The 22,579-nt window shown below is 69.6% G+C and carries 18 protein-coding genes and 2 pseudogenes; 16 read left to right on the top strand and 4 right to left on the bottom strand.

Going from position 1 to position 22,579, the window contains the following annotated elements:
• The 4 genes and pseudogenes from JWP54_RS07090 to JWP54_RS07075 form a co-directional block, all read left to right on the top strand.
• A pseudogene (locus JWP54_RS07090) lies at positions 1 to 1,297 on the top strand (hypothetical protein); the annotation flags it as partial.
• A 4-nt stretch (positions 1,298 to 1,301) separates the two neighbouring features.
• A complete protein-coding gene (recR, locus tag JWP54_RS07085; RefSeq protein ID WP_297369488.1) occupies positions 1,302 to 1,901 on the top strand; it encodes a recombination mediator RecR in 600 nt (199 codons plus the stop codon).
• A 246-nt stretch (positions 1,902 to 2,147) separates the two neighbouring features.
• Positions 2,148 to 2,483, top strand: coding sequence for a hypothetical protein (locus JWP54_RS07080; RefSeq protein WP_297369485.1), 336 nt, complete (start codon positions 2,148 to 2,150; stop codon positions 2,481 to 2,483).
• 99 nt (positions 2,484 to 2,582) lie between these two features.
• Positions 2,583 to 3,761, top strand: coding sequence for a Vms1/Ankzf1 family peptidyl-tRNA hydrolase (locus JWP54_RS07075; protein ID WP_297369483.1), 1,179 nt, complete (start codon positions 2,583 to 2,585; stop codon positions 3,759 to 3,761).
• Positions 3,762 to 3,892: 131 nt separating this feature from the next.
• Here the strand turns inward: JWP54_RS07075 and JWP54_RS07070 are convergent, their stop codons facing one another.
• Positions 3,893 to 5,866 (bottom strand): beta-galactosidase, encoded by a 1,974-nt coding sequence (locus tag JWP54_RS07070; RefSeq protein ID WP_297369481.1) that lies wholly within the window; start codon positions 5,864 to 5,866, stop codon positions 3,893 to 3,895.
• Positions 5,867 to 6,124: 258 nt separating this feature from the next.
• Here JWP54_RS07070 and JWP54_RS07065 point away from each other — a divergent pair, with 258 nt between their 5' ends.
• From JWP54_RS07065 to JWP54_RS07025, 10 genes and pseudogenes are all read left to right on the top strand, one after another.
• Complete coding sequence (locus tag JWP54_RS07065) at positions 6,125 to 7,444, top strand: Gfo/Idh/MocA family oxidoreductase (protein ID WP_297369478.1); 1,320 nt, start codon at positions 6,125 to 6,127, stop codon at positions 7,442 to 7,444.
• A 22-nt stretch (positions 7,445 to 7,466) separates the two neighbouring features.
• Positions 7,467 to 7,712 (top strand): annotated as a pseudogene (locus JWP54_RS17695) (DUF6807 family protein); the annotation flags it as partial.
• A gap of 74 nt (positions 7,713 to 7,786) precedes the next feature.
• A complete protein-coding gene (locus JWP54_RS07060; protein WP_297369475.1) occupies positions 7,787 to 8,449 on the top strand; it encodes a DUF6807 family protein in 663 nt (220 codons plus the stop codon).
• Positions 8,450 to 8,513: 64 nt separating this feature from the next.
• Positions 8,514 to 9,626, top strand: a complete 1,113-nt coding sequence (locus JWP54_RS07055) for a Gfo/Idh/MocA family oxidoreductase (protein ID WP_297369472.1) — start codon at positions 8,514 to 8,516, stop codon at positions 9,624 to 9,626.
• Positions 9,619 to 10,257: a hypothetical protein gene (locus JWP54_RS07050; protein WP_297369468.1), complete on the top strand. Its 639-nt coding sequence runs from the start codon at positions 9,619 to 9,621 to the stop codon at positions 10,255 to 10,257. Before JWP54_RS07055 ends, JWP54_RS07050 begins: the two co-directional genes overlap by 8 nt.
• 176 nt (positions 10,258 to 10,433) lie before the next feature.
• Positions 10,434 to 11,729, top strand: coding sequence for an aspartate kinase (locus tag JWP54_RS07045; protein ID WP_297369464.1), 1,296 nt, complete (start codon positions 10,434 to 10,436; stop codon positions 11,727 to 11,729).
• Between the two features lie 144 nt (positions 11,730 to 11,873).
• Positions 11,874 to 12,965 carry an aspartate-semialdehyde dehydrogenase gene (locus tag JWP54_RS07040; protein WP_297369459.1) on the top strand — a complete coding sequence of 364 codons (1,092 nt, stop codon included), beginning with the start codon at positions 11,874 to 11,876 and terminating at the stop codon, positions 12,963 to 12,965.
• 36 nt (positions 12,966 to 13,001) lie between these two features.
• Positions 13,002 to 15,407 (top strand): EAL domain-containing protein, encoded by a 2,406-nt coding sequence (locus tag JWP54_RS07035; RefSeq protein ID WP_297369456.1) that lies wholly within the window; start codon positions 13,002 to 13,004, stop codon positions 15,405 to 15,407.
• A gap of 16 nt (positions 15,408 to 15,423) precedes the next feature.
• Entirely contained in the window at positions 15,424 to 17,082 is a 1,659-nt protein-coding gene (locus tag JWP54_RS07030; RefSeq protein WP_297369452.1) for an ATP-binding protein, read from the top strand.
• 31 nt (positions 17,083 to 17,113) lie between these two features.
• The gene (locus tag JWP54_RS07025) at positions 17,114 to 18,286 is read left to right on the top strand and encodes a diguanylate cyclase (protein WP_297369449.1); all 1,173 of its coding nucleotides are present in this window, start codon (positions 17,114 to 17,116) and stop codon (positions 18,284 to 18,286) included.
• 22 nt (positions 18,287 to 18,308) lie between these two features.
• On the opposite strand, the gene JWP54_RS07020 is transcribed toward JWP54_RS07025, so the two are convergent.
• The gene (locus JWP54_RS07020; protein WP_297369446.1) at positions 18,309 to 18,917 is read right to left on the bottom strand and encodes a hypothetical protein; all 609 of its coding nucleotides are present in this window, start codon (positions 18,915 to 18,917) and stop codon (positions 18,309 to 18,311) included.
• Positions 18,918 to 19,037: 120 nt separating this feature from the next.
• On the opposite strand from JWP54_RS07020, the gene JWP54_RS07015 reads away from it, so the two are divergent.
• Positions 19,038 to 20,483, top strand: a complete 1,446-nt coding sequence (locus JWP54_RS07015; RefSeq protein WP_297369443.1) for a glycosyltransferase family 2 protein — start codon at positions 19,038 to 19,040, stop codon at positions 20,481 to 20,483.
• Positions 20,480 to 20,836, top strand: a complete 357-nt coding sequence (locus tag JWP54_RS07010) for a hypothetical protein (protein WP_297369439.1) — start codon at positions 20,480 to 20,482, stop codon at positions 20,834 to 20,836. Before JWP54_RS07015 ends, JWP54_RS07010 begins: the two co-directional genes overlap by 4 nt.
• Here the strand turns inward: JWP54_RS07010 and JWP54_RS07005 are convergent.
• Together JWP54_RS07005 and JWP54_RS07000 are read right to left on the bottom strand one after the other, a co-directional pair.
• Positions 20,833 to 21,660: a hypothetical protein gene (locus JWP54_RS07005; protein WP_297369435.1), complete on the bottom strand. Its 828-nt coding sequence runs from the start codon at positions 21,658 to 21,660 to the stop codon at positions 20,833 to 20,835. The genes JWP54_RS07010 and JWP54_RS07005 overlap by 4 nt on opposite strands.
• A gap of 337 nt (positions 21,661 to 21,997) precedes the next feature.
• The coding region (locus JWP54_RS07000; RefSeq protein ID WP_297369432.1) for a winged helix-turn-helix domain-containing protein at positions 21,998 to 22,579 on the bottom strand (582 nt) is incomplete at its 5' end.

The following is a 22,579-nucleotide window of genomic DNA, read 5'->3' as shown; positions in this document are numbered from 1 at the left end:
CGAAAGCGCGGTCGAACCCGCGCCGCCCGCGGCCCGCGTCGTGCCCGTCGGACCGGTCACCCTCGCCCAGATCAAGGATGCCTGGCCGCAGATTCTCGATGCCGTCAAGGAGGTCAAGCTCAGCGCCTGGCTCGTGGTGTACACCGCCCGGGTGCTCGACCTGCGCGGCGAGGACGTCCTCGTGTTGTCCTTCCCCAGCGAGCAGGACATGCAGGGTTTCAAGGCCCAGCAGGCCCCCGGCCAGGGTGTCAGCGAGTTCCTCCGCGGCGCCATCGTGAAGGTGCTCGGCTTGCGGGTGAAGTTCATCGCCCGCGCCGACTCCGAGACCTTCGCCGCCGCCGCCGCACCTGCCGGCCCTAGCGCGCCCTCGGCCGGCGCAGCACCCGCCGGCGGGTCCCGGCCGGGCTCTGCCCCGTCGAGCTCCGCCCAGTCGAGTTCGGCTCCGTCCGGCTCGGGTCGGTCGGGTTCGACCGCGACCAGCTCTGCCGCGACCAGCTCTGCCGCGACCAGCTCTGCCGCGTCCGGCTCGGTGCAGTCCAGCTCGGCCCCCGCCAACCCGGCGTCACCGGCCGCCCCCGCGATCAGTATCCCGCCGGCCTCGTCCGCGACGTCCGCCTTCGGCGGTCCCCTCGAGGGCGCCACGTCCACCGGCTCCGCCACCGACGGCTCGTCCTCCGGTGCCGCGACGGCCACCGCCACGCTCGCACCGCCGACGACCGCCACCGGCTGGGCCACCGTGGTGATCCCCGGATCCGCCGCCGCGCTGGCCGCCGCCGAAACCGCTGCCGGCGAGCCCGCCGTGGTCGCACCCACCAGCGCTCCGCCCTCGGTCGCACCGACCACTGCACCGACCACGGCGCCGGCTGCCGCCGCACCGCAGCCCGCACCCGTGCGGCAGCCCGCACCCGTGCCGCAGCCCGCACCCGCACGGCAGCCCGCACCCGTGCACGAGTACGCGCCGGAACCCGACTTCGAGCCGCCCTTCGACGAGGAACCGCCCCCCTACGACGACCTTCCGCCGGATCCGCCGGAGTATTCCGCGCCCCCGGAGCCCGCCCCAGGCAGCCGCGCGGCCACCCTCGCGCCCACCGCGCAGCAGGCTCCCGGCCAGGCGCCGGCATCCGCACCGACTGCATCCGCCCAGCGCGGCACCCCAGCCCCGGCCGCCAACGGCCGCCGCTCGCCCGCGTTCGCGGAAAAGCAGCGCTACGGTGAGGCGGTGGTGCGCGAGATCCTCGGCGCCACCTTCATTGAAGAGCAGCCGCACGACCCGATCTCGCGACAGAGGAACGACTAACCGAATGTACGAAGGCATCGTTCAAGAACTGATCGACGAGCTCGGCCGGCTGCCCGGCATCGGGCCGAAGTCCGCGCAGCGTATCGCGTTCCACATCCTGCAGACCAAAAACTTCGACGTGACCCACCTGGCCAACGTGCTGCTCGAGGTGCGCGACAAGGTGAAGTTCTGCGAGATCTGCGGCAACGTCTCCGAGCAGGAGACCTGCATGATCTGCCGCGACCCCCGCCGCAACCCCACCTCCATCTGCGTGGTCGAGGAGGCCAAGGACGTCGTCGCCATCGAGCGCACCCGCGAGTTCAAGGGCCTGTACCACGTGCTCGGCGGGGCGATCAGCCCCATCGACGGCATCGGCCCCGACGACCTGCGCATCCGCCAGCTGATGACGCGCCTGGCCGACAACACCGTGCAGGAGGTGATCATCGCCACCGACCCCAACCTCGAGGGCGAGGCCACCGCCACGTATCTCTCCCGGTTGCTCACCACCCTGGACATCAAGGTCAGCCGCCTGGCTTCGGGCCTGCCCGTCGGCGGCGACCTGGAGTACGCCGACGAGGTCACCCTCGGCCGCGCCTTCGAGGGTCGCCGCACCGTCACCAGCTAGCCGCCCGCCCGGCCCGCACCCAGACCCACGGCCGGTCGCAACTGTCGCCCGTGCGGACAAATGTTGCCGGTGTGCCGGGCGCAATAGTCCGCAGCGGGACCAGTTGCGGTGCGGGCTGCCGCGGACCCCTCGTGGTGGTGGCGGATGCGGTTCAGAATGGAAATGCGCCACGTCATCGGTGAGATGCGTCGCCCGACGGAGTGGGCGCCTGAAGCAGCCCCGACCACGCACAGGCTTGGAGAGATCATGAATGACTCGCTTCCGCACAACGAGCTGCCACTGCCCGAGTATGACCACGTTCCCATCGGTCACCTGCCGGCGCGCATCTCCTCCCTCGATTCCGCCCAGGTGCAGCAGCTCATCGACTACGAGCGGGCGCACGGGAATCGGCTGCCCGTGGTCCTGGTACTCGAGAGCCGTCTGGACGCGCTGAACAACGGAGCGGAACCGAGCGGCGCGCTGCCCACCGATTTCCCCGAGGTGTCCGCGCCCGCCGGCGGGAGCGCCGTCAGTCCGGACACCACGACGGCTCCGAAGATCAACCCGCCGTCGCACGGCGATCCCACAAATCCGGCCCGTTGAGCCGCTCCCGCGGACCGGGGTCGACGGCCCCCTCCTGCTGTGGCGATTTCCCTTTTACGATGGAAAGACCCAAGCAAGCATGAGTGGAGGCGATTCCTGATGGCGAATGCAACGACGCGGGCCGGGGTGGACTTGGCCGGCATCTACCGCGAGGGCGGGAAGTTCTGTGCGGTCTACCTCGATATGTCGGTGGACACGAGTGACCCACCCGGCGTGAAGGAGGAACGGCGCACGTCGGTCCTGGATACGCTCCGAAAACTCGGCGCTCCGCAGGACGACCTGGATGCCATCAGCGACGTGCTGGCGACCAGCAACACCGCGCCGAGCCCGGTCTGCCTGTACGTGTTGGTCAAGGACGGGTCGATCCGGTGTGAAGAGGTGCTGCGGGGGAGAGTCGTGGGCCGAGAAAGCGTGACCTACGGCCCGCTCCCGGATGTCAGCCCGTTGCTGCGCACCCACGCACTTGATTTCACCTACCTCGTGGTCGAGACCTCACGGGATGGCGGTGAGGCGCGGCTGTTCCGCGCGGCGTCCCTCGCCGCCGAGAGCGAGGAACAGGTCCAGGGTCGAACGGATACGTTGCACAAGGTGAAGCGGGGTGGTGACTGGCGCAACGACCACTTCCAAAACCACGCCGAGGAAATCTGGAAGCAGACCCAATCGCAGCTCGCCGGCACCATCGACGAGATTGTGCGGGTGCACTCTCCGCGGTTCATCGTGGTGGCCGGGGACATCCGCGCCCGCCAACTGCTCGTGGACGAACTCTCGCCCGGCAGCCGGGACATCGTCACCGTCGAACCCACCAACACCCGGGCCGCCGGTGCGAAGGACGACGCTCTCGTCGATCGGCTGGATGCGGAGATCGCGCGGGTGCTCGCCGCCGACAAGCAGGCGGTGCTCGACCGGTTGAACCTGCACGACGGGCGCGGTGACAACCTGGGCGACTTCAATCTCGGCGGAATCGTGCAGGCCCTCGCCGCCGCGCAAGTGGATACCCTGATCCTTGATTCGGAGCGACTGAGCGAGCGCACGCTTCTGGCCGTGGACGGGGAGCCGTGGATCGCGGCAGCACCGGAAGACACCCTCGGAGCGCCGGTCATCGCATCCGTGCCGGCTCAACTGGCCATGATCCGGGCGGCGCTGCTGACCGACGCGCGCGTCGTGTTCACCGATTCGTACTCGGCACCGGACCAGGCCGACCGCATCACCTTGCCGCAAGGCGCGCCGGTGGCCGCGGTGCTCCGCTGGCGGACCGGGCCGCCCGTGCCAGGGGTCTGAGCCGCGGTCAGCCCGGCCCGCACCAGCTAACTGTTTCCCGTGCGGACAAGTGGTCCCGGTGTGCCGGGACCATTTGACCGCAGCGGGCACAGTTGCGGCCGGCCCGGCCGGCGCGGCCGCGCAGGGGCGGGTTAGGGGAGGCGTAGCAGGCGGACGTCGAACGGGGCGAGCGTCACGGCGCCGGCGGGGGCGTCCCGCTGCAGGTCGGTGCCGGGCAGCACGAGGTCCACGGGGGTGTCGCCGTGGTTGATCACCGTGACGACGTCACCGCGGCGGGCCGCCTCCACCGTGATCGGCAGCCCCGGCAGCACCGGTTCGATGCCCGCCTCGGCGAGCAGGTGCGCCGTGATGGTGACCGCGCCCGCGGCATCCGGAATTGTGGCGAGGTAGTAGGCCCGCCCGGCCCCGACGTCGTTGCGGGTGAACGCCGGCCGGCCGTCGAGGCGGCCGGCGGTGAACTCGCCGAGCACGACGGCCTCGATCGGGTGGATCTCCTCGGCGAGGAAGGTGCCCGTGACCGAGCCCAGCGGCGAGCCGAGCGGCGCCGTGGACTGGCCGGCGCCGGCCGCGCCGGGGGCCACGAGCGCCCCGAAGTCTTCGAGCCAGATGCCGAGCAGCGGGCCCAGCTGGGTGAGGTACCCCTCCGGTCGGAACCGCTCGTCCTCGTCGACCAGGTCGCTGAACGCGGTGACCAGCAGGTGCCCGCCGCCTTCCACGAACGCGGTCAGGCCGGCGGCCCCGTCGGCGCGCAACAGGTACAGCTGCGGCGCGATCACCAGCTGGTAGCCACTGAGATCAGCGGATGCCCGCACGAAGTCCACCTGCACGTTCTGCTGGTGCAGGGCGAAGTGCCAGTTCTGCACGAGGGAGAGGTAATCGAGCACCACGGGGTGATCGGGATTCTCCAGGGCCCACCAGTTTTCCCAGTCGAGCACGATGGCCACGCGGGCCTCCTGGGAACTGGCCGGCAGTGCCGGCAGGCCGGCGAGCTCGTCGCCGAGCGCCACGATCTCGCGCCAGGTGCGGGTGCGGGTGCCGGCGTGCGGCAGCATCGCCGAGTGGAACTTCTCCGACCCGGACCGGGACTGGCGCCACTGGAAGAACAGGATGCCGTCGGCCCCTCGAGCGATGGCCTGCATGCTGAGCGCGCGCATCTGCCCCGGCGACTTGGGCGCGTTGGTCGGCCGCCAGCTCAGCGCGTTGCTGGACTGTTCCATGAGAAGCCACGGCACGCCGGGCTTGAGCGAGCGCATCAGGTCGCGTTGGAAGGCGCCGGCGCGGAAGCTTTGCGGGTCGTTCGGGTCCGGGTAACAGTCGTCGGTGATGACGTCCATCTCGGCCGCCCACCGCCAGTAGTCGGCCGGTTTGAACGCGCCCATGAAGTTGGTGGTGATCGGCTGGGTGGCCCCGGCGGCGCGGATGATGCGTTTCTCCATCAGGTAGCACTCGAACAGCGCGTCCGAGGTGAACCGGTGGAAGTCGAGCAGCTGCGCCGGGTTGTGGCTGTACGGCGCCTTCCGCGGCGGGAAGATCTCCGCGAAGGACCCGTAGAGCTGCGACCAGAACGCCGTGCCCCACGCCTCGTTGAGGGCGTCAACGGTGCCGTACTTGTCCGCCAGCCAGACCCGGAACGCATCCCGGGCGGCATCCGAGTAGTCGGCATTGAGGTGGCAGCCGTACTCGTTGTTCACGTGCCACATCACCACGGCCGGATGCTCGTGGTAGCGCTCGACGAGTCGGCTGACCAGCTCCCCGGCCAGGCGCCGGTACCCGGGGGAGCTCGGCGCGAACTGCTGCCGGCTGCCCGGCCAGTAGACCGACCCGTTCTCGTCCTGCGGCAGCATCTCCGGATACGTCGAGGTCGCCCACGGCGGCGGCGACGCCGTGGCCGTGGCCAGGTCCACGGCGATCCCGCCCTCGTGCAGCAGGTCGATGATGCGGTCCAGCCAGCCGAAATCGAACTCGCCCTCGGCCGGCTGCAGCTTCGACCACGCGAAGATACCCAGGCTCACCATGGTGACGCCGGCTTCCCGCATGCGGGCCACGTCCTCGGGCCAGATGTCTTCCGGCCATTGTTCCGGGTTGTAATCGCCGCCGTAGTGCATGGGGAGGAGCCTTTCGCAGTCGCGTCTTTGGGGTGGAAAGCGTTTGCCCGAGCCTGGGACTTTGGGAGCCACCCGGCAACACTCGCGCGCCCGGTCTTCCGACCGCAGGCCCGATCTCGAGGAACGGTTGGCCCAAAGTTTAGTCGCACTCTTGCCACCCGCGCGCCGTAAGCTGAGATAGCGCTTTCCCACTCCGCGTCGAGCGGGTCGGGAGCATGGGCGCCGGTGACCGCAGGACCACACAGCGAGGATTGGGCAATGACGCACATCGAACGTTACGGATTGATCGGTACCGGCAGCCGGGCGGGGATGTACATCAACGCGCTCACCGGTGAACACTCGGATGTCGCCGAGCTGGCGGCCTGGAGCGACATCAATCTCGGCCGGGTCGACGTCTACGAACGCGGCCTGACCGCCGCCGGCGCCCGCATCCCGGTGCGCTACCCGCCGGAGCGGTTCGAGGAGATGATCCGCACCGAGAAGCTGGACCGGGTCATCGTCACCACCCCCGACTACACCCACGCCGACTTCGTCTCCCGGGCCCTGCTCGCCGGGGCGGACGTGGTGGTGGAGAAACCGATCACCATCAACGCCGCCGGCCTGGCCCGAATCAAGGCCGCGATCGCCGAGAGCGGCAAGCAGGTCATCACGACCTTCAACTACCGGTACAGCCCGCGCAACATCGCGCTGCGGGAACTCATCGGCAGCGGCGCCATCGGCGAGGTCACCTCGGTGCACTTCGAGTGGGCGCTGGACACCTCGCACGGCGCCGACTACTTCCGCCGGTGGCACCGCGACAAGGCCAACTCCGGCGGCCTGCTCATCCACAAGGCCTCCCACCACTTCGACCTCGTCAACTGGTGGATCGCGGCGGCGCCGGTGCGGGTCTTCGCGAGCGGCGGCCTGCGCTTCTACGGCGCCGAGAACGCGAAGGCGCGGGGACTGGGCCGCCGGCCCACGCGCGGAACCGGCGTCGTCGGTGACCCGTTTGCCCTCGACCTGGCCAAGAACCCGCGCATGAAAGAGCTCTACCTCGACAACGAACACCACGACGGATACCTGCGCGACCGCGACGTGTTCGACGAGGGCATCACCATCGAAGACAACCTCACCCTCCTCGTCGACTACGACAACGGTGCCTCGATGAGCTACTCGCTGAACGCCCACAGCCCGTGGGAGGGCTACCGGGTGACCGTGAACGGCACCGCGGGCCGAGCCGAACTCGAGGTCACCGAGCGCGGCGCTGTGCTCATGGGCGAGGACGGCACCATCGTCATCGACCCGAGCGCCAACCCCGAAGGAGCCACGATCGACCCGGTGCGCCCCAATGGAGAGCGGCTCCTCGTGCAACGGCACTGGGAGGCTGCCCGGGAGGTGCCGATCCCCGCGGGCATCGGCGGCCACGGCGGCGGTGACGCCTACCTGCTCGAGCACCTGTTCAACCGGGTCCAGGTGGACGAGCCGCTCGGCCGGGTCGCCGGCTACCCTGACGGGGTGCGCGCGGTCTCCGTGGGCATCGCCGGAAACCAGTCGCTCCGCACGGGCCAGCCCGTCGTGATCGCCGACCTCGATCTCTAGCTCCCGAGGGTGCGACACCACCATGACGACAGCAACGACGACCACGCCGGACATACCGGACGCCCCCGTGAACCGCGCCATCCAGCTGCACACCGACGAGCCGGGGCGTCTGGTCGTCGACCATGACGGCCGGGTCCTCGCCGAGTACGTGCACGAGCCCCAGGAGGCCCAACTCGAGTCCCCGCGCCCGTACCTGAGCCCGCTGCGTACCCTCGGCGGGGAACTCGTGTCGCTGTTCCGCCCGCACGACCACGTCTGGCACAAGGGCATCGCCTGGTCGTTGCCGGTGGTGGGCGACGAGAACTTCTGGGGCGGGCCACCTTCACCCCGGATGCCGGCTACGTGCAGTTCGCCAACAACGGCACCCAGCAGCACCGCGGGTTCCAGGGCGGCGCCGGGGGAGCACCCGCCACGGTGCGCGAAGACCTCGACTGGATCACCGAGGCTGGCGCCACGATCTTCACCGAGGAGCGTGAGCTCGGCTTCGAGATCGTGGACGACCGTGCCTGGCTGCTCGTGTTCAGCACGGCCATGCGCAACGTGAGCGACGCCACGCTCAGCCTCGGCTCGCCGACCACCCGCGGCCGGGACAACCCCGGCTACGGCGGCCTGTTCTGGCGCGGCCCACGGTCCTTCACCGGCGGCGTCATCCACTCGCCGGCGGGCAGCGGCGGCGAAGAACTGCGCGGCACCCGCGAGCCGTGGCTGGGTTTCTCCGGCCGGCACGACGAGAGCGGCAACTGGTCGACGATCGTGATGGTCGACGACCCCGCCAACGTCAACTCGCCGCCGCAGTGGTTCGCCCGCACCGACGACTACGCCTGCCTCTGCCCGGCGCCGTTCTTCAGCACCGAGGTGCCTGTGGCGCCGGGGGAGGTGCTGCGGCTGCGCTACGCCGTGGTGATCGCCGACGGCAGCAGCGATTCCATCGACGCCGGCCGCCTCGCCGAGGCCGGTCTCGGCGCGCTCCGCCGGCAGGCCGCGTCGGGCGCCCCGACCGGGTGACCGGCGCCGCCGGCCCGCGCTCCCGCACGTGTTCATCCTCCCCAATGCAGTGGAAAGTTGTCCCATGAGCTCCCCCCAACCTCCCCTCACCGTGGCGATCGTCGGCACCGGCGCCATCGCGGGCCTGCACGCGCAGGCGATCGTGGACTATCCGGGCGCCGAAATCGCCGCCGCCGTGGACATCAGCGCCGAGAGCACCACCCGGTTCGCCGGGCAGTGGGGCATCCCGGCCACCTACGAGAGTATCGAGGAGCTGCTCGCCGCCGGCCCGGTCGATGTGGTGCACGTGTGCACCCCGCCCGGCTTCCACGCCGACCAGACCATTCAGGCCCTCGATGCCGGCGCCCACGTCGTCGTGGAGAAGCCGCCGGCCCTGTCGCTCCAGGAGCTCGACGCGATGACGGATGCTGCCGCCCGCAACCACCGCGAGCTCGCCGTGCTCTTCCAGCAGCGTTCGGGCACCGCGGCCGCCCACGTGCAGGGCCTGCTCGCCAGCGGCGCCCTCGGCCGCCCTCTGGTGGCCACCTGCCAGACCCTCTGGTACCGCGACCCGGCCTACTTCGAAGTGCCTTGGCGGGGCAACTCGGACAACGGCGGCGGTCCCACCATCGGCCTGGGCATCCACCAGATCGACCTGCTCGCCTGGCTGCTCGGCGACTGGGCCAGCGTGCAGGGCCAGCTCTGGCGCCTCGCCCGCGACGTGGGCACCGAAGACGTCTCCACGGCGGTGGTGACCTTCGCCAGCGGCGCCGTCGCCTCCGTGATCATCAGCGTGCTGTCGCCGCGCGAGGTCAGCTCCATCCGCATCGACACCGAGAAGGCCACCATCACGCTCGACCACCTCTACGGTCACGGCCACGACAACTGGTCGATCACCCCGGCCCGGCACGTGCACCCGGACGAAGCGGCCGGCTGGGCCCTGCCCGACCTCGAGGAACCCAGCGGCCACGACGTGCTGCTGCGCGACATCTACGACAGCCTGCGGGCCGGCCGTCCTCTGCCGGTCACCGCTGGCACCCCCTCGGTGGCGTTCGAGGTCGCCACCGCCGTCTACTCCTCGGCGGCGACCGGACGGGTCGTCACCCCCGGCACGCTGCGGGATGACACGGAACGCCTGGTCAGCCTGGAGAGCCCGGTGACCGTTCTGCGCGGCGCCGGTGCCGCCGCCGGTGCCTGACGCGCCGCTGTTTCGCGACCCGGTCTTCGACGGGGCCACCGACCCCACGGTGATCCGCAATCGGGAGACCGGCCAGTGGTGGATGTTCTACACCCAGCGCCGGGCATCCGTGGAGGAACCGGGGGTGGCCTGGGTGCACGGCAGCCGCATCGGCGTGGCCGTCAGCGACACCGGCGATTCCTGGGTCTACCGGGGGGTGCTCGACGGTCTCGATGAGACCCTGGGCCCGCAGTGCGGTGCCCGCCTGGCCAGGGCGTTCTCGGCACGGCGGATCCTGTTCATCGGCCTGACCGGCCTGGTCACCTTCGCGGCACTGCTGCTGCTCAGCGTCGCGTTGCTGCCGCAGCTCGGCCTCTGGGGGTTCCTCGTGCCGCTGCTCGGCTTCACCACGGCGTTCGGACTCACCCATCCGGCACTGAGCGCGGTGGCGCTCGGCCCGCACGGCATGCGCGCCGGCACCGCCGCATCCGTGCTCGGCGCCTCGAATATGGCCTTCGCGGCCTGCCTGGCCCCGCTCGCCGGCTACTTCGGCGTGCAGACCCCCGCACCCACCGCCGCCATCATGCTCGCCGCCGCCGCCCTGGCCGCCACCGTCCTCACCCTGGGCTTCCGCCGCCCCCGAGTCCGCTGACCCAACTGTTCCCGGTGCGGACAATTGCACCCGGTGTGCCGGGTGCAAAAGTCCGATTCGGCAACAGTTGCCGCCGCTCCCGCAGCGCACGGCGTCACATGAACGAGCGAGAATACGAACGCATTTAGGATGGGAGCGCGGGATGTCTCCGCGTACCCGAAACCAGGAGTGCCCACGTGAGCCTGATCGTGCAGAAGTTCGGCGGATCATCCGTCGCCGACGCCGAGAGCATCAAACGCGTCGCCAAGCGCATCGTCGACACCAAGAAGGCCGGCAACGACATCGTCGTGGCCGTCTCCGCCATGGGCGACTCCACCGACGAGTTGCTCGACCTCGCCCACCAGGTCACGCCCATCCCGGCGCCCCGCGAGCTCGACATGCTGCTGACCGCGGGGGAGCGCATCTCGATGGCCCTGCTCGCCATGGCGATCAAGAGCATGGGCTACGACGCCCGCTCCTTCACCGGCAGCCAGGCCGGCATGATCACGGATGCCCAGCACGGCGCCGCTCGCATCGTGGACGTCACCCCTGGCCGGCTCCGCGATGCGCTCGACGAGGGCGCCATCGCCATCGTCGCCGGCTTCCAGGGCTTCAACCGCGACACCAAGGACATCACCACCCTCGGCCGCGGCGGCTCCGACACCACCGCCGTCGCCCTCGCCGCGGCGCTCGGCGCCGACATCTGCGAGATCTACACGGATGTCGACGGCATCTTCACCGCCGACCCCCGCGTCGTGCCCAAGGCCCACAAGCTCGAACGGGTCTCCAGCGAGGAGATGCTCGAACTCGCCGCCGCCGGCGCCAAGGTGCTCTATATCCGCGCGGTGGAATACGCCCGCCGGCACGGAGTGACCCTGCACGTGCGATCCTCGTTCAACAGCAACACCGGCACCATCGTCTACAACGCGGGCGCCATCAGCCCGCACGCCGACGCCGTATCGAATGGAGAGACAGTGGAAGAGCCCATCATCGCGGGGGTCGCCGCGGACCTCAGCGAGGCCAAGGTCACGGTCGTCGGCGTTCCCGACATCCCGGGCAAGGCCGCGCAGATCTTCAAGATCGTCGCCAAGACCAACGCCAACGTCGACATGATCGTGCAGAACGTGTCCGCCGCCGCCACCGGACTCACCGACATCTCGTTCACGCTGCCCAAGTCGGAGGGCCAGCGGGTCCTCACCGCGCTCACCAACGAGCAGGACAACGTGGGCTTCGCCGGCCTGCAGTACGACGACCAGATCGGCAAGCTCGCCCTGGTCGGCGCCGGAATGCGCACCAACACCGGTGTCTCCGCCAAGCTGTTCGAGGCGCTGTTCGAGGCCGGCATCAACATCGAGATGATTTCCACCAGCGAGATCCGCATCTCGGTGGTCACCCGCGCCGACACCATCAACCAGGCCCTGCGCGTGGTGCACACCGCCTTCGGCCTGGACTCCGACGACGAAGCCGTGGTGCACGGCGGCACCGGCCGCTAACCAGCGCCGGCCAGCCGCCCATCCGGCGACCACCTGTTGTCCGATTCGGCAACAGTTACCCTCCCGCGCACCCGGTTCGGGCTCCGAGCAGGGAGAATTGCAGGAACAGCGCGCCACGATTTTGACGCAAGTAAGGAACTCACAGTGACCAGCACCGAAGAAACCAGCACCGCCGTCCGCGACACCGCGGGGATCAACATCGGCGTCGTCGGCGCCACCGGCCAGGTCGGCGCCGTCGTGCGTCGCCTGCTGGAGGAGCGCGACTTCCCGGTCGCCAGCATCCGCTACTTCGCCTCCGCGCGCTCCGCGGGCACCGTGCTGCCCTGGAAGGGTGAGCGCATCGTGGTCGAGGACGCCGCCACCGCCGACCCGACCGGGCTCGACGTGGCGATCTTCTCCGCCGGCGCCACCACCTCCAAGGCCCAGGCGCCGCGCTTCGCCGCCGCCGGCGTCACCGTGGTCGACAACTCGTCGGGCTGGCGGATGGACCCCGACGTACCTTTGGTGGTCAGCGAGGTCAATCCGCAGGCGATCGACCAGGCCGTCAAGGGCATCATCGCCAACCCGAACTGCACCACCATGGCCGCCATGCCGGTACTCAAGGTGCTGCACGACGAGGCCGGCCTCGAGCGCCTCATCGTGAGCACTTACCAGGCGGTCTCCGGCAGCGGCCTGGCCGGCGCCGAGGAACTGGCCACCCAGATCCGCGCCGCGGCCAGCGACGACAACCTCTTCCAGCTGGTGCACGACGGCTCCTCGGTGAGCATGCCCGAACCCACCATCTACAAGCGGCCGATCGCGTTCGACGTCATCCCGCTGGCCGGCGCCATCGTCGACGACGGCTCGTTCGAGACCGACGAAGAGAAGAAGCTGCGCAACGAAAGCCGCAAGATCCTCGAGCTGCCCGACCTGCTCGTCAGTGGCACCTGCGTGCGCGTGCCCGTGTTCACCGGCCACTCGCTGTCGATCAACGTGGAGTTCGCCCGGCCGATCTCGGTCGCCCGCGCCACCGAGCTGCTGGCGGATGCCCCCGGCGTGCAGCTGACCGACATCCCCACCCCGCTGGAGGCCGCCGGCCAGGACCCGAGCTTTGTGGGCCGGATCCGTCAGGACCCCGGCGTGCCGAACGGCCGCGGACTGGCCCTGTTCGTCAGCAATGACAACCTCCGTAAGGGTGCCGCCCTGAACGCCGTGCAGATTGCCGAACTCCTCGCGGCCAAACTCGCCGTCGGATAGCGGCCCCGGGCGGTCGCTCCAGTAGTGTCAGACCTTGTGGAGACGATCAGGACGGCAGCGGCCGGGCGCCGGCTGGCGTTGGTCCTGTTCGCGGCGACCGCCCTCACCTTCATCCTCCTCGCGCTGATCGCGATCGGCGTCGCCGGCGATAGTGCACACCTGGTCGTCGGGGTGGCCGCGTGCGCCGCCGCCGGTGTCCTGGAGGTGCCGCGCTTCCGCCTGGGGGCACTGCGGCACCGCGGCCTGGTGATCAGCCTGCCCATCGTGGTGGCGATGGCCGTCACGTCGGTGTTCTCGGGCCCCGCCGCCGTCGGCCTGGTCTGCCTCGGCGTACTGGTGTCGGTGTGGCTGCGCGCCGGCCATCCCCAGACCGCCCTCTACGCCGCGGGCCTCACCGGCGTCGGCGGCGTCGCTTTCCTGGCCGTGCAGGCGGCGCTGCTTGCCGTCGACGCCGCCGAGCCCCTCGTGGCCGCGGCCGGCGCGATCGGCTACGTCGCCATGGTGGTCGTGGCGGAGGCTCTCCGTCACCGGATCGGCCGGCCCAGCACCCCCGACACCCGATCCGCCTACTCGCTCGTGCGGGTGCTCGCCACCGGCGGCGGATTCGCCGTGGTGTGCGCCTTGCTGGCGATGTGGACGCATCCGTTCCTCGACCAGCGCACCGATCTCCTCCGGTCCATCGCCACTCTCCTGCCCCTGGTCGTCGTCGGTGTCGGCGCGATGCTGCTCCTTCGGGCCCAGGCGATGCGCCGGCGCCTGGCCGGTGTCGTCGACGGGGTCACCATGCTCAACACCACGACTCCGTACACCAAAACCGGCGGGCCGACCTCGCCCAGCTCCATCGGCCCCGCGGACACCGGCGCCGACCTCGCCGCCGCGCTGGTGCACGCCGTGACCGCCGCCGTCGGCGTGGAGTCGGTCGAGCTCAGGCAGGAGCCGGCCGGACGCGGCGAGATCAGCGCCCCCGTGGCCATCGGCGCGCTCGGCGGCCGCTACATCGTGGCCGGCCGCGACATGATGGACACCCCCTTCACCAGCGACGACCGCCGCGCGCTGACCGCCCTCGCGCACAGCGCCGACGTGGTCTTCACCGCCAGGGAGAGCATCGGCGGGCTCACCATCCGCGCCAACACCGACCCGCTCACCGGCCTGCCCAACTACGGCGCCTTCCAGGAGGCCCTGGCGAACATCAACGACCACCGCGACTACTCCGAGGCCCTTGCGGTGCTGTTCATCGACCTCGATGACTTCAAGCGGATGAACGACCGCTACGGCCACCAGGCCGGCGACGAGATCCTCAGTGAACTGGGCCGCCGGCTCAGCGCCGTGGTGCGGCCCTACGACGTTGTCGCCAGGGTCGGCGGCGACGAGTTCGTGGTGATCCTCACCCGGCTGTCCTCCCTCGTCGAGGCGAAGGCGCTGGCCGAACGCGTGCTGGAGGCCTCCGGCGAACCGCTCGCCGTGGCCGGCACCGTGATCAACCCGATCCTCAGCATCGGCCTGGCCTACTCCGCGCACCGCGAAACGGATGTCAACCAGCTGCTGCGCGACGCCGACCGCAGCATGCTCGCGATCAAGAAGTCCCGCCGCCGGGGCGGCCCCGCGCACGAGAGCAGCATCAACATCTCCGGGCACCGGTCGTCGCAGATGAACGACATCGTGGCCCGCGCCATCGACGAAGACCTCCTCGAGCTCGCGTTCCAGCCCATCGTCAGCCTCGTCACCGGCCAGATCTGGGCGTTCGAGGCGCTGCTGCGCTACACCGACCCCGAGCTGGGTCCGCTGTCACCGCCGTCGCTGGTGGAGAAGGCCAAGAGCCTGGGCCGGCTCGACGCGCTGACCCGGCAGGTGGCGCTGAAGGCCATGGCCGCCGCCGCCGACTTCCGCCTGGTCGAACCGAGCATCGTCTGCATGACCGTCAACGTGGAGGCCGGCCAGCTCCTGCCGCAGCGGATGGGCACCTTCGTGACCGAACTGGCGGCGCGATACCCCGAGATCTCCCTCTGCCTCGAGCTGAACGAACGCTCCGTCGCCCGGGTGTCCACCGCGGTACGTGCCGAGGCCGACCACCTGCGGGACATCGGCATCATGATCGCCCTCGACGACTACGGGTCGCAGGATTCCTCCGTCGACGCCCTGGTGCGGGTGCCGATGGACATCCTCAAGATCGACAAGAGCCTCGTCGACGACCTCGAGGACGTGCGCCAGCAACATGTGCTCACCGCGCTGCAGGGCTTCGGCGACAACTTAGAGTACTCCATGATCGTGGAGGGCGTCGAGAACGAGGAGATGGCCCGTCGGCTCACCGCGCTGGGCATCCGCAGCGCCCAGGGCTTCCACTACGGGGTGCCGCAGAGCCTGGAGAAGACCCTGGCCCGGCTCGACGAATTCGGCGCCGCCGCGGTGCTGCCCGTGCGCGCCGCCTCTGAGCTGTCGCTCTAAACGTTAGGGTCGCACTATGGAGCACATGTCGAGGATGCCGCGGGTCGGCGTACGCGAGCGCGTGGAGCGCAGCGTGTTCCTCTCCCAGTTGCTCCTGGCGGCGGCCACCCTGCTGCTGGTGGCCGTGTCCGTGGTCACCCGGCCCACCATGCTCGCCGACCCGCTGTACTTCCTCGGTGTGATGCTCATCTTCGGCAGCACCGGACTCGCCGCCGCGGTGCCGTGGCGCCGGTTCCCCAAGGTCTACATCGTGGTGCTCCCGCTGCTGGACATCGTGGGCCTGGCCGCGGCCCGGATCGCCGAACCCAACCTCGGCGTGAGCTTCCTGCTGGTCTTCCCGGTGATCTGGATGTCCACCCACTTCGGCCAGGCCGGCGCCACCGGCAGCGTCATCTTCGCGGCCGTCCTGCTCTGGGGCGGCCTGCCCATGCGGTTCCTCACCGACCCGAACAACGCCACCGGGTACGTCACCAGCCAGGCGCCCCTGCTGGCCGTGGTGACGATCATGCTCGCCTTCGTGGCGTCGGTCACCTACACCTCCACCCGACGCGGCGCGGCGCAGCGGGTGCTGCTCACCCAGCAGGCTGGACTGTTCGAAACCGCGCTGCAACGCTCCCGCCGCCAGGAGCAGACCCTCGACGAGATCTTCAACACCGTCGACTTCGGCGTGGTCGGCTACGACCGTGACGCCAAGGTCAACTTCATGAACCGGGCCCAGCGCCTGCTGCTCAGCCGCTACGGGGTCAGCACCGGCATCGAGCTGGCCGACATCATCTACCGGGAAGACGGCGTCACCCCCTTCGACGGACCGGACCGGCCCTATCAGCGCGCCATGCGCGGCGAAACCGTTGACCGGGTCACCGTGTGGGTCGGGACGCCCGGCCAACAGCAGACCGCGGTGCTCGTGTCCTCTCGGCCGATCCGCGACCACAACGACAGCTACGACGGCGGCGTGCTCGTCACCCGCGACGTCACCGCCGAGGTGCGGGCCGTGAAGGCCAGGGACGATCTCGTCGCCTCCGTCTCGCACGAGCTGCGCACCCCGCTCACCTCCATCCTCGGGTACCTCGAACTGGCCCTCGACGACGACCGGGTCGACCCCGACACCCGGCGGATGCTCGAAATCGCGTCGAAGAACGCCGACCGGCTGCTGGAGATCGTGTCCGGCCTGCTCACCGCCGCGAGCGCCTCCAACGAGGGCCTGACCCTCGCCCTGGAGTCCTGCGACATGGCCGCGATCCTGACCGAGGCGGTGGAGTCCGCGGAACCGCTGGCCTCGCAGCGCAACATCAGGTTCGAGCTCGGCGACCTGCCGGAGACCCTCATCGTCGCCGACGGTTTCCGGCTGCGCCAGGTGATCGACAACGTGCTCTCCAACGCGATCAAGTACAACGTGGACTCCGGCAAGGTGAGCGTGAGCCTGCAGGAGCGCGAGTGCGGGGTCGAGGTGCGGGTGACCGACACCGGCCGGGGCATGAGCGAAGACGAACAGGGCAACCTCTTCGACCGGTTCTACCGGGCCGATTCGGTGCGCGGGTCCAGCGTGCACGGCACCGGACTGGGATTGAACATCAGCCGGGAGATCATGCGCGAGCACGGCGGCGACCTCCGGTTGGAATCCATCAAGGGCAAGGGGACGACGGCCATCGCCACCCTCCCGGTAAACAGAGGTTGAGCGTGCCCCGGCATGCCCGACAGGGGGCATCATGCATTTAGACACACCCACCTTGCAGGTCATCAGCGGCCTCCTGGTCGTCCTGTGCGGCGTCTCGTTCATTTTCAACACGGCGCTGAACCGCAACGATCCACCCGGCCGGTTGTGGAGTCTCGCCTTCGTGGGCGGCGTCATGGTGACCGTCGGGTACGCGGTGTACCTGGTCAGCGCCGACGCCTGGTGGACGATCGCGTTCGGCAACGCGGCCCTGGTGGTCTGCGTCGGCTCGCTGTGGGCGGGTGCCCGGGTCTACAACGGCCGGAGCTCCCGGTTCCTCGTCGTGGGCGTGCTGTCGCTGGCCATCACCGTGGTCTCCTTCCTGCCCGGACCGGCCGGCGGCGAATGGGCCGGCGCCGGCCCGCTCTGGCTGATCGTGGGACTTCTGACCGGTCTGGGCGGCGCGGAGTCGCTCCGCGGCCGGCTGCGGCGCAACGTGAATGGCCGCATCTTCGCAATCGTGCTGATCATCGTGGCCGGCTTCTACACCGCTCGGGCGCTCACGTTTATTTTCGAGGGCCCCGACAGCAGCGCTTTCCGCAGCTACTTCGATTCCGGGAGCACCTCGGTGCTCAATATGGCGCTCATCGTGACCGCCAGCATCGCGTTGTCGATCCTCCGCGCCGAGGGGGTCGGCAGCAATGCCGTCGGCGACATCACCGTGGGCATCCTCTCGGCCGCCGGCGTGCTCTCCGCGACGTCGTTCCCGCAGGTCGCCGCCGACCACCTCGAACGCGCATCGAAGGCCCAGCTCGGCCTGGTCATGATCGGTGCCGACATCGACAACCTGCCGGAGATCAACACGGCGTTCGGCCGCGCTGCCGGGGACGACGCCATCGCCCGCTTCGCCGACACGCTGCGCGGCAGCGCGCCGCTGATGGCGCAGATCGGGCACCCCGCCGCCGGCCGGTTCTACGTGCTGGCCGCGGTCGGCTCAGCCACCGAGGCCCGTTCGATCACCGAACGCGTCCAGAACGCTCTCGTCGACGGCCCGTTGGGGGAGTCCTACCGCATCCGCCTCACCGCGAGCTTCGGCATCGCGGACACCTTCGATCACGGCTATGACCTCACCGATCTCACCGCCGCGGTCACCCGCGCCATCGGCGTGGTCAAGGCGCAGGGCGGCAACGACATCGCCGTGACCACCGGCACGCCCACCCCGCACTGACGACGTACGCGTCGACCGCGGGTTACGGGGCGATCGCGATGGTGAGCTGGTCGCTGGCGGTCTGCTTGGCGAAGGTGGATGACGTCGGCGTGGTCTGGATGAGCAGCTCGTAGGTGAACGACAGGGTGATGCTCGTCGCGTTCGAGTCGACCGCCGGCAGCACGAAGGTCTGGCCGTAGCTGTACGGCGCTTTCATGAAGTAGCCGTTGGCCAGCCCCGACTCGTCGATGAGCGGTGCCGGGGCCTCGAGGGCGCCGTCGGGGCCCGTCACGCCGGGGATGACGCTCACCTTGGACAGGTAGACGGCTTGGCCGTCGTCGGTGCCCAGGGCCGCGGAGACGGTGAAGCTGATCGGCTTGTTGGCGCCGGCGGTCCACTCGCCCATGTTCAGCGCCGAGGAGTAGTCCACGGTGAGGCCGGCGTCGCCGGCCGTGATGGTGTGCTGCGCGGAGCCGGTCGCCAGGTCGTTCGTGATCGCGGCGATGGTGGCCTTCGGCGTGGGAGTGCCGCCGGCAGTGGCGGCATCCGTGCTCAGTCCGGCCCACGGCGCTGTCCCGCAGGCGGACAGGCTCACCATGAGGCCGGCGGCCACGGTGAGTGTCGCAAGGCGGGTTCGGGTCGATGTCGGCATGCAAGTCCCCTTGTGTCTCCATGGCAGCCAGCAGCTGCTGAGCCTTTCTTGAGCCTATCTTGTGAAAACCTTGACCCGCACAGGGGTCCATCCCGGCAAAAGACTGGAAGAGTGTGGAATGTGAACGAGAGAAACCGCAACGCGGAGCCAGACGCCGCCGCTGAACCAGTGGTGACTGCATACGCCAATGAATTCAACGAGATGGTCGAGGGCATGCCCGTCTTCCGTCCGACCATCGGCTGCATCGTGCCCGCGTACAACGAGGCAGACTCCATCGCCGGGGTGCTCGACTCCCTGCTGGCCCAGACCCGCCTGCCCGATGTGATCCACGTGGTAATCAACAACACCACCGACGACACTGTCAAGATCGCCAGCGAGTACGCCGGCCCGCACGAGGTCGTCACCGACGGTGTCATGCAGTTCACCGAGGTCTTCGTTCACGACATCGGCCTCAACCCCGACAAGAAGGTCGGCGCGCTCAACTACGGCTACTCCCTCATCGAGGGCTGCGACTTCCTCCTCGGCGTGGATGGCGACACCACCGCGTCCACCAACGCGGTGGAGAAGCTCGAAGCCGAGATCGCCTCCGACACCCGCATCGGCGGCATCTCCGCGATCTACAGCATCGACGACACCGTGATCCACGGCATCATCCCCAGCTTCCTGATCTCCGGCCAGCGCGCCCAGTTCGCCGCCTTCAACATGCAGAACATGCTCCGTGGCCGCAACATGGCCGTGCTCGGTGGCCAGTTCTCGATCTTCTCCATGAAGGCCCTCGGCGAGGTCATGGTCGACAGCCACCAGGCCACCCCCTGGGTGAAGGACTCCGAGGTCGAGGACTCCCTGCTCTCCCTGCAGATCAAGAGCGCCGGCTACCTCACCAAGATCAGCGCCCAGGCCCGGGCCAACGTCGGTGGCATGACCACCCTCCGCGGCCTGGATGCCCAGCAGGTGAAGTGGAACTTCGGCGCCATTGAGCTGATGTGGCCAGGCCAGCGCGGCGATACCAAAGGCCAGCCGTTCCACCCCAACCTGCGGCTGCGCTGGGTCGAGAACTTCTCCATGATCATCAACGTGGTCACCCGGGTGCTGTTCTTCATCCTCCTCGCCGCCTCACTCTCCATCAGCGCGTTCGTGTTCAGCCCGATCTGGCTGCTCCCGCCGGCCGTGGCGCTGCTGTTGAACCTGCGCACCGCGATGTCGATGAAGAATCGCAACGGCAAGGACATCTTCTTCGCCGTCGGCTTCTTCCCCGCCGAGATCTACATGTGGGTGCGCATCGGCCACTTCATGCGCGCCTGGACCAAGTTCGCCAGCAACAAGAAGGTCGACAACTGGGCCGAACAGGCCAAGGCCGAGCGCGGCTCCGGCAACGCCTACCTGGTGCCGCTGATGGTCGCCGTGGGCCTCGCCGCGTCGCTGGTATTCATCTGGCTGCAGCTGCCCATCATGGTGCAGTCCGCCATCCTGTGGGTCGGCTGGCCGATCCTCGGTGTGACCACGGTGGTCCAGACGCTCACCATGTTCTTCACGCTGACCAAGCGGCACCACGGATACAAGGTTTGAGCGTCCATATTGACGCGACCGCCCTGCGGGCACTGTTGTCCCAGATGGGCGGCAACCATGAGTTGCAGCGGCGGTTCGTGCACGACTTCGTACACCTCTGGAGCAGCCGCTCGCAGCGCCTGCAGAAGGCCCTCGCGTTCCCGGATGCCGAGGAGGCGCACGTGGTGTTGCTGAGCATCCGCTCGAGCAGCACCATGGTCGGTGCCGTCACCGTGGAGGCCACCGCCGCGATCATGCACGACGCCCTCCGCGAGGGCGACATCGCCGGTTCCGCCCGGCACATCGACCGCCTGAACGAGGTCGGCGAGAGCGCCTGCCACGACCTCGCGGTCATGTTCGCGCTGGACCTCTAGCCCGACGCCTCGATCCGGCTGCGGTCAGCGCGCGTCGGCGGCAGGTGCAGGCGGCCCAGGTGCAACGCTCCCAACGCCAGGAACAGCACCGACAGCGTCACCGCCGCGGCCAGCGTCGGCAGGTCTGGGGCGGTGCCGAACACCGGCTTGACCAGCTCGGCCAGCGCCAGCGAGAAAATCAGGGTGAAGCCCAGGACGTACAGCGCCGGCAACAGCACGAGCCCGGCGCCCCGATTGCGGAATACGAGCACCGCGAGGATCAGGAATGCGGGCATGATGAAGCCCAGGTCGAGGATGAAGATCGAATAGAGGGAGTCGATCTGGTCGCGGTCGCGCATCAGCGGGACCAGCATGGCAATCCAGAGCGGGTAGAACATCAGCGGCTGGAGCAGGGCGCCACCGGCCGACAGCATCCGCAACCCGCGCGGAAGGCGCGCCGCCGCCAGCACCTCACGCCGGATGTTCACGGCCCCATAGACGAGGCTCCAGAAGGCGAGCGCGAAGATCGCCAGGTAGACCAAATAGAACCCGTTGTAGGCCCGCTCGATGACGTAGATCCCGTAGGCGTAGAAGAGATAGCCCAGCAGCCCGAGCGCCACGAGCTGCTGGCGTTGCCGGCCGGGTCGGGCGACGGCGGCGAGCACGAGCAGCGCCGCACCGGCCAGTACCGAGATGAGGTCCTGGGCCAGCGCGCCGGGCAGCAGCGTCTCCGTGACCAGTCGGTCGTACAGAGTGGGCACGAGGACGCCCGCGATCGCAGCCACGACCGCCAGCGCGCCGGTGACCGCCCACAGCGCCCGGTTCAGCCCTAGATTCGTCATCATGCCCGCTCCTCCGCTTGCTCTGCACAGTGGCACCGCTGCGCCCCGGCCATAACCCCCGCAGCCTCGTCTGAGCCGCGCGAGTTGCCTGTTCAGGCCCATTCACGGCGCCAGAAGGGGCCTCAATCGTCAAGTCACGCCCGCGACCGCCGGTGAGATGACAGTCGGCGCCCATTCGGAGCGCCCGAGAGGGCGCGAAGTGGCAACTCGACCAGGGCGCCCGCAGCGCTCAGCCCAGCCCAGCGGCGCGAGTCGCCGCAATAGCCCCCTTTGCCGCACCCGAAGGGGCACTTCGAAGCAACTCGACGAGCGGATGCAGCCCAGCGAGACGACCGCGGGGCTAGTCGCGTCCGGCCTCGTCAGACGCGGCGAGCCGGTAGCCCACTCCGCGCACGGTCTCCAGCCAGCGCGGCGCGGTGAGGCTGTCGCCGAGCTTGCGGCGCAGGTTGCTCAGGTGCGCCTCCACGGCACGCTTGTCGGCCTCGTTCACGTAATACGACGTGACGTAGCTCTCCCCACGCAGCAGCAGCGCCAGGTCGGCCTTGCTGCGCACCCGGCGCTTGGACTCCAGCAGCGCGGCCAGCAAATCGAACTCCGTGCGGGTGAGGTCCAGCTCGGTGGATTCCAGCACGGCCAGGCGCATGTCGTTGCTCAGCCGCAGCCCGTTGTGCTCGATCCAGTCCTCGGCCCGCTCGTCGGTGCGGGCGGAGTCCGACGCGGTGGCGACGGGCAGCGGCACGGCCACGGAGACCGGCGCGGCGGCCAGAATCGGCAGGCCGTCGACATCCGCTCGCGGGGCCGCGGACTCGACCGGCGCAGGGGCCGGCGCTGAGGCGGGGGCGGCCTGCCCGGCGGGCACGTAGGGCGGCACGTAGACCGGCTCCGCGGTGCGCGGCGTGGTGGTGGCAGCGGGGGCGGGCGC

The sequence above is a fragment of the Cryobacterium sp. genome (genome assembly GCF_025463825.1).
In the GTDB taxonomy this organism is placed as follows: domain Bacteria; phylum Actinomycetota; class Actinomycetes; order Actinomycetales; family Microbacteriaceae; genus Cryobacterium.
This window is presented reverse-complemented; position numbering and strand designations above follow the sequence as displayed.

Bases quoted from the DNA above. Each gene is read 5' to 3' on its own strand.
- recR (WP_297369488.1), top strand. From the start codon at position 1,302: ATGTACGAAGGCATCGTTCAAGAACTGATCGACGAGCTCGGCCGGCTG.
- JWP54_RS07080 (WP_297369485.1), top strand. From the start codon at position 2,148: ATGAATGACTCGCTTCCGCACAACGAGCTGCCACTGCCCGAGTATGAC.
- JWP54_RS07075 (WP_297369483.1), top strand. From the start codon at position 2,583: ATGGCGAATGCAACGACGCGGGCCGGGGTGGACTTGGCCGGCATCTAC.
- JWP54_RS07070 (WP_297369481.1), bottom strand. From the start codon at position 5,866: ATGCACTACGGCGGCGATTACAACCCGGAACAATGGCCGGAAGACATC.
- JWP54_RS07065 (WP_297369478.1), top strand. From the start codon at position 6,125: ATGACGCACATCGAACGTTACGGATTGATCGGTACCGGCAGCCGGGCG.
- JWP54_RS07055 (WP_297369472.1), top strand. From the start codon at position 8,514: ATGAGCTCCCCCCAACCTCCCCTCACCGTGGCGATCGTCGGCACCGGC.
- JWP54_RS07030 (WP_297369452.1), top strand. From the start codon at position 15,424: ATGGAGCACATGTCGAGGATGCCGCGGGTCGGCGTACGCGAGCGCGTG.
- JWP54_RS07025 (WP_297369449.1), top strand. From the start codon at position 17,114: ATGCATTTAGACACACCCACCTTGCAGGTCATCAGCGGCCTCCTGGTC.
- JWP54_RS07020 (WP_297369446.1), bottom strand. From the start codon at position 18,917: ATGCCGACATCGACCCGAACCCGCCTTGCGACACTCACCGTGGCCGCC.
- JWP54_RS07005 (WP_297369435.1), bottom strand. From the start codon at position 21,660: ATGATGACGAATCTAGGGCTGAACCGGGCGCTGTGGGCGGTCACCGGC.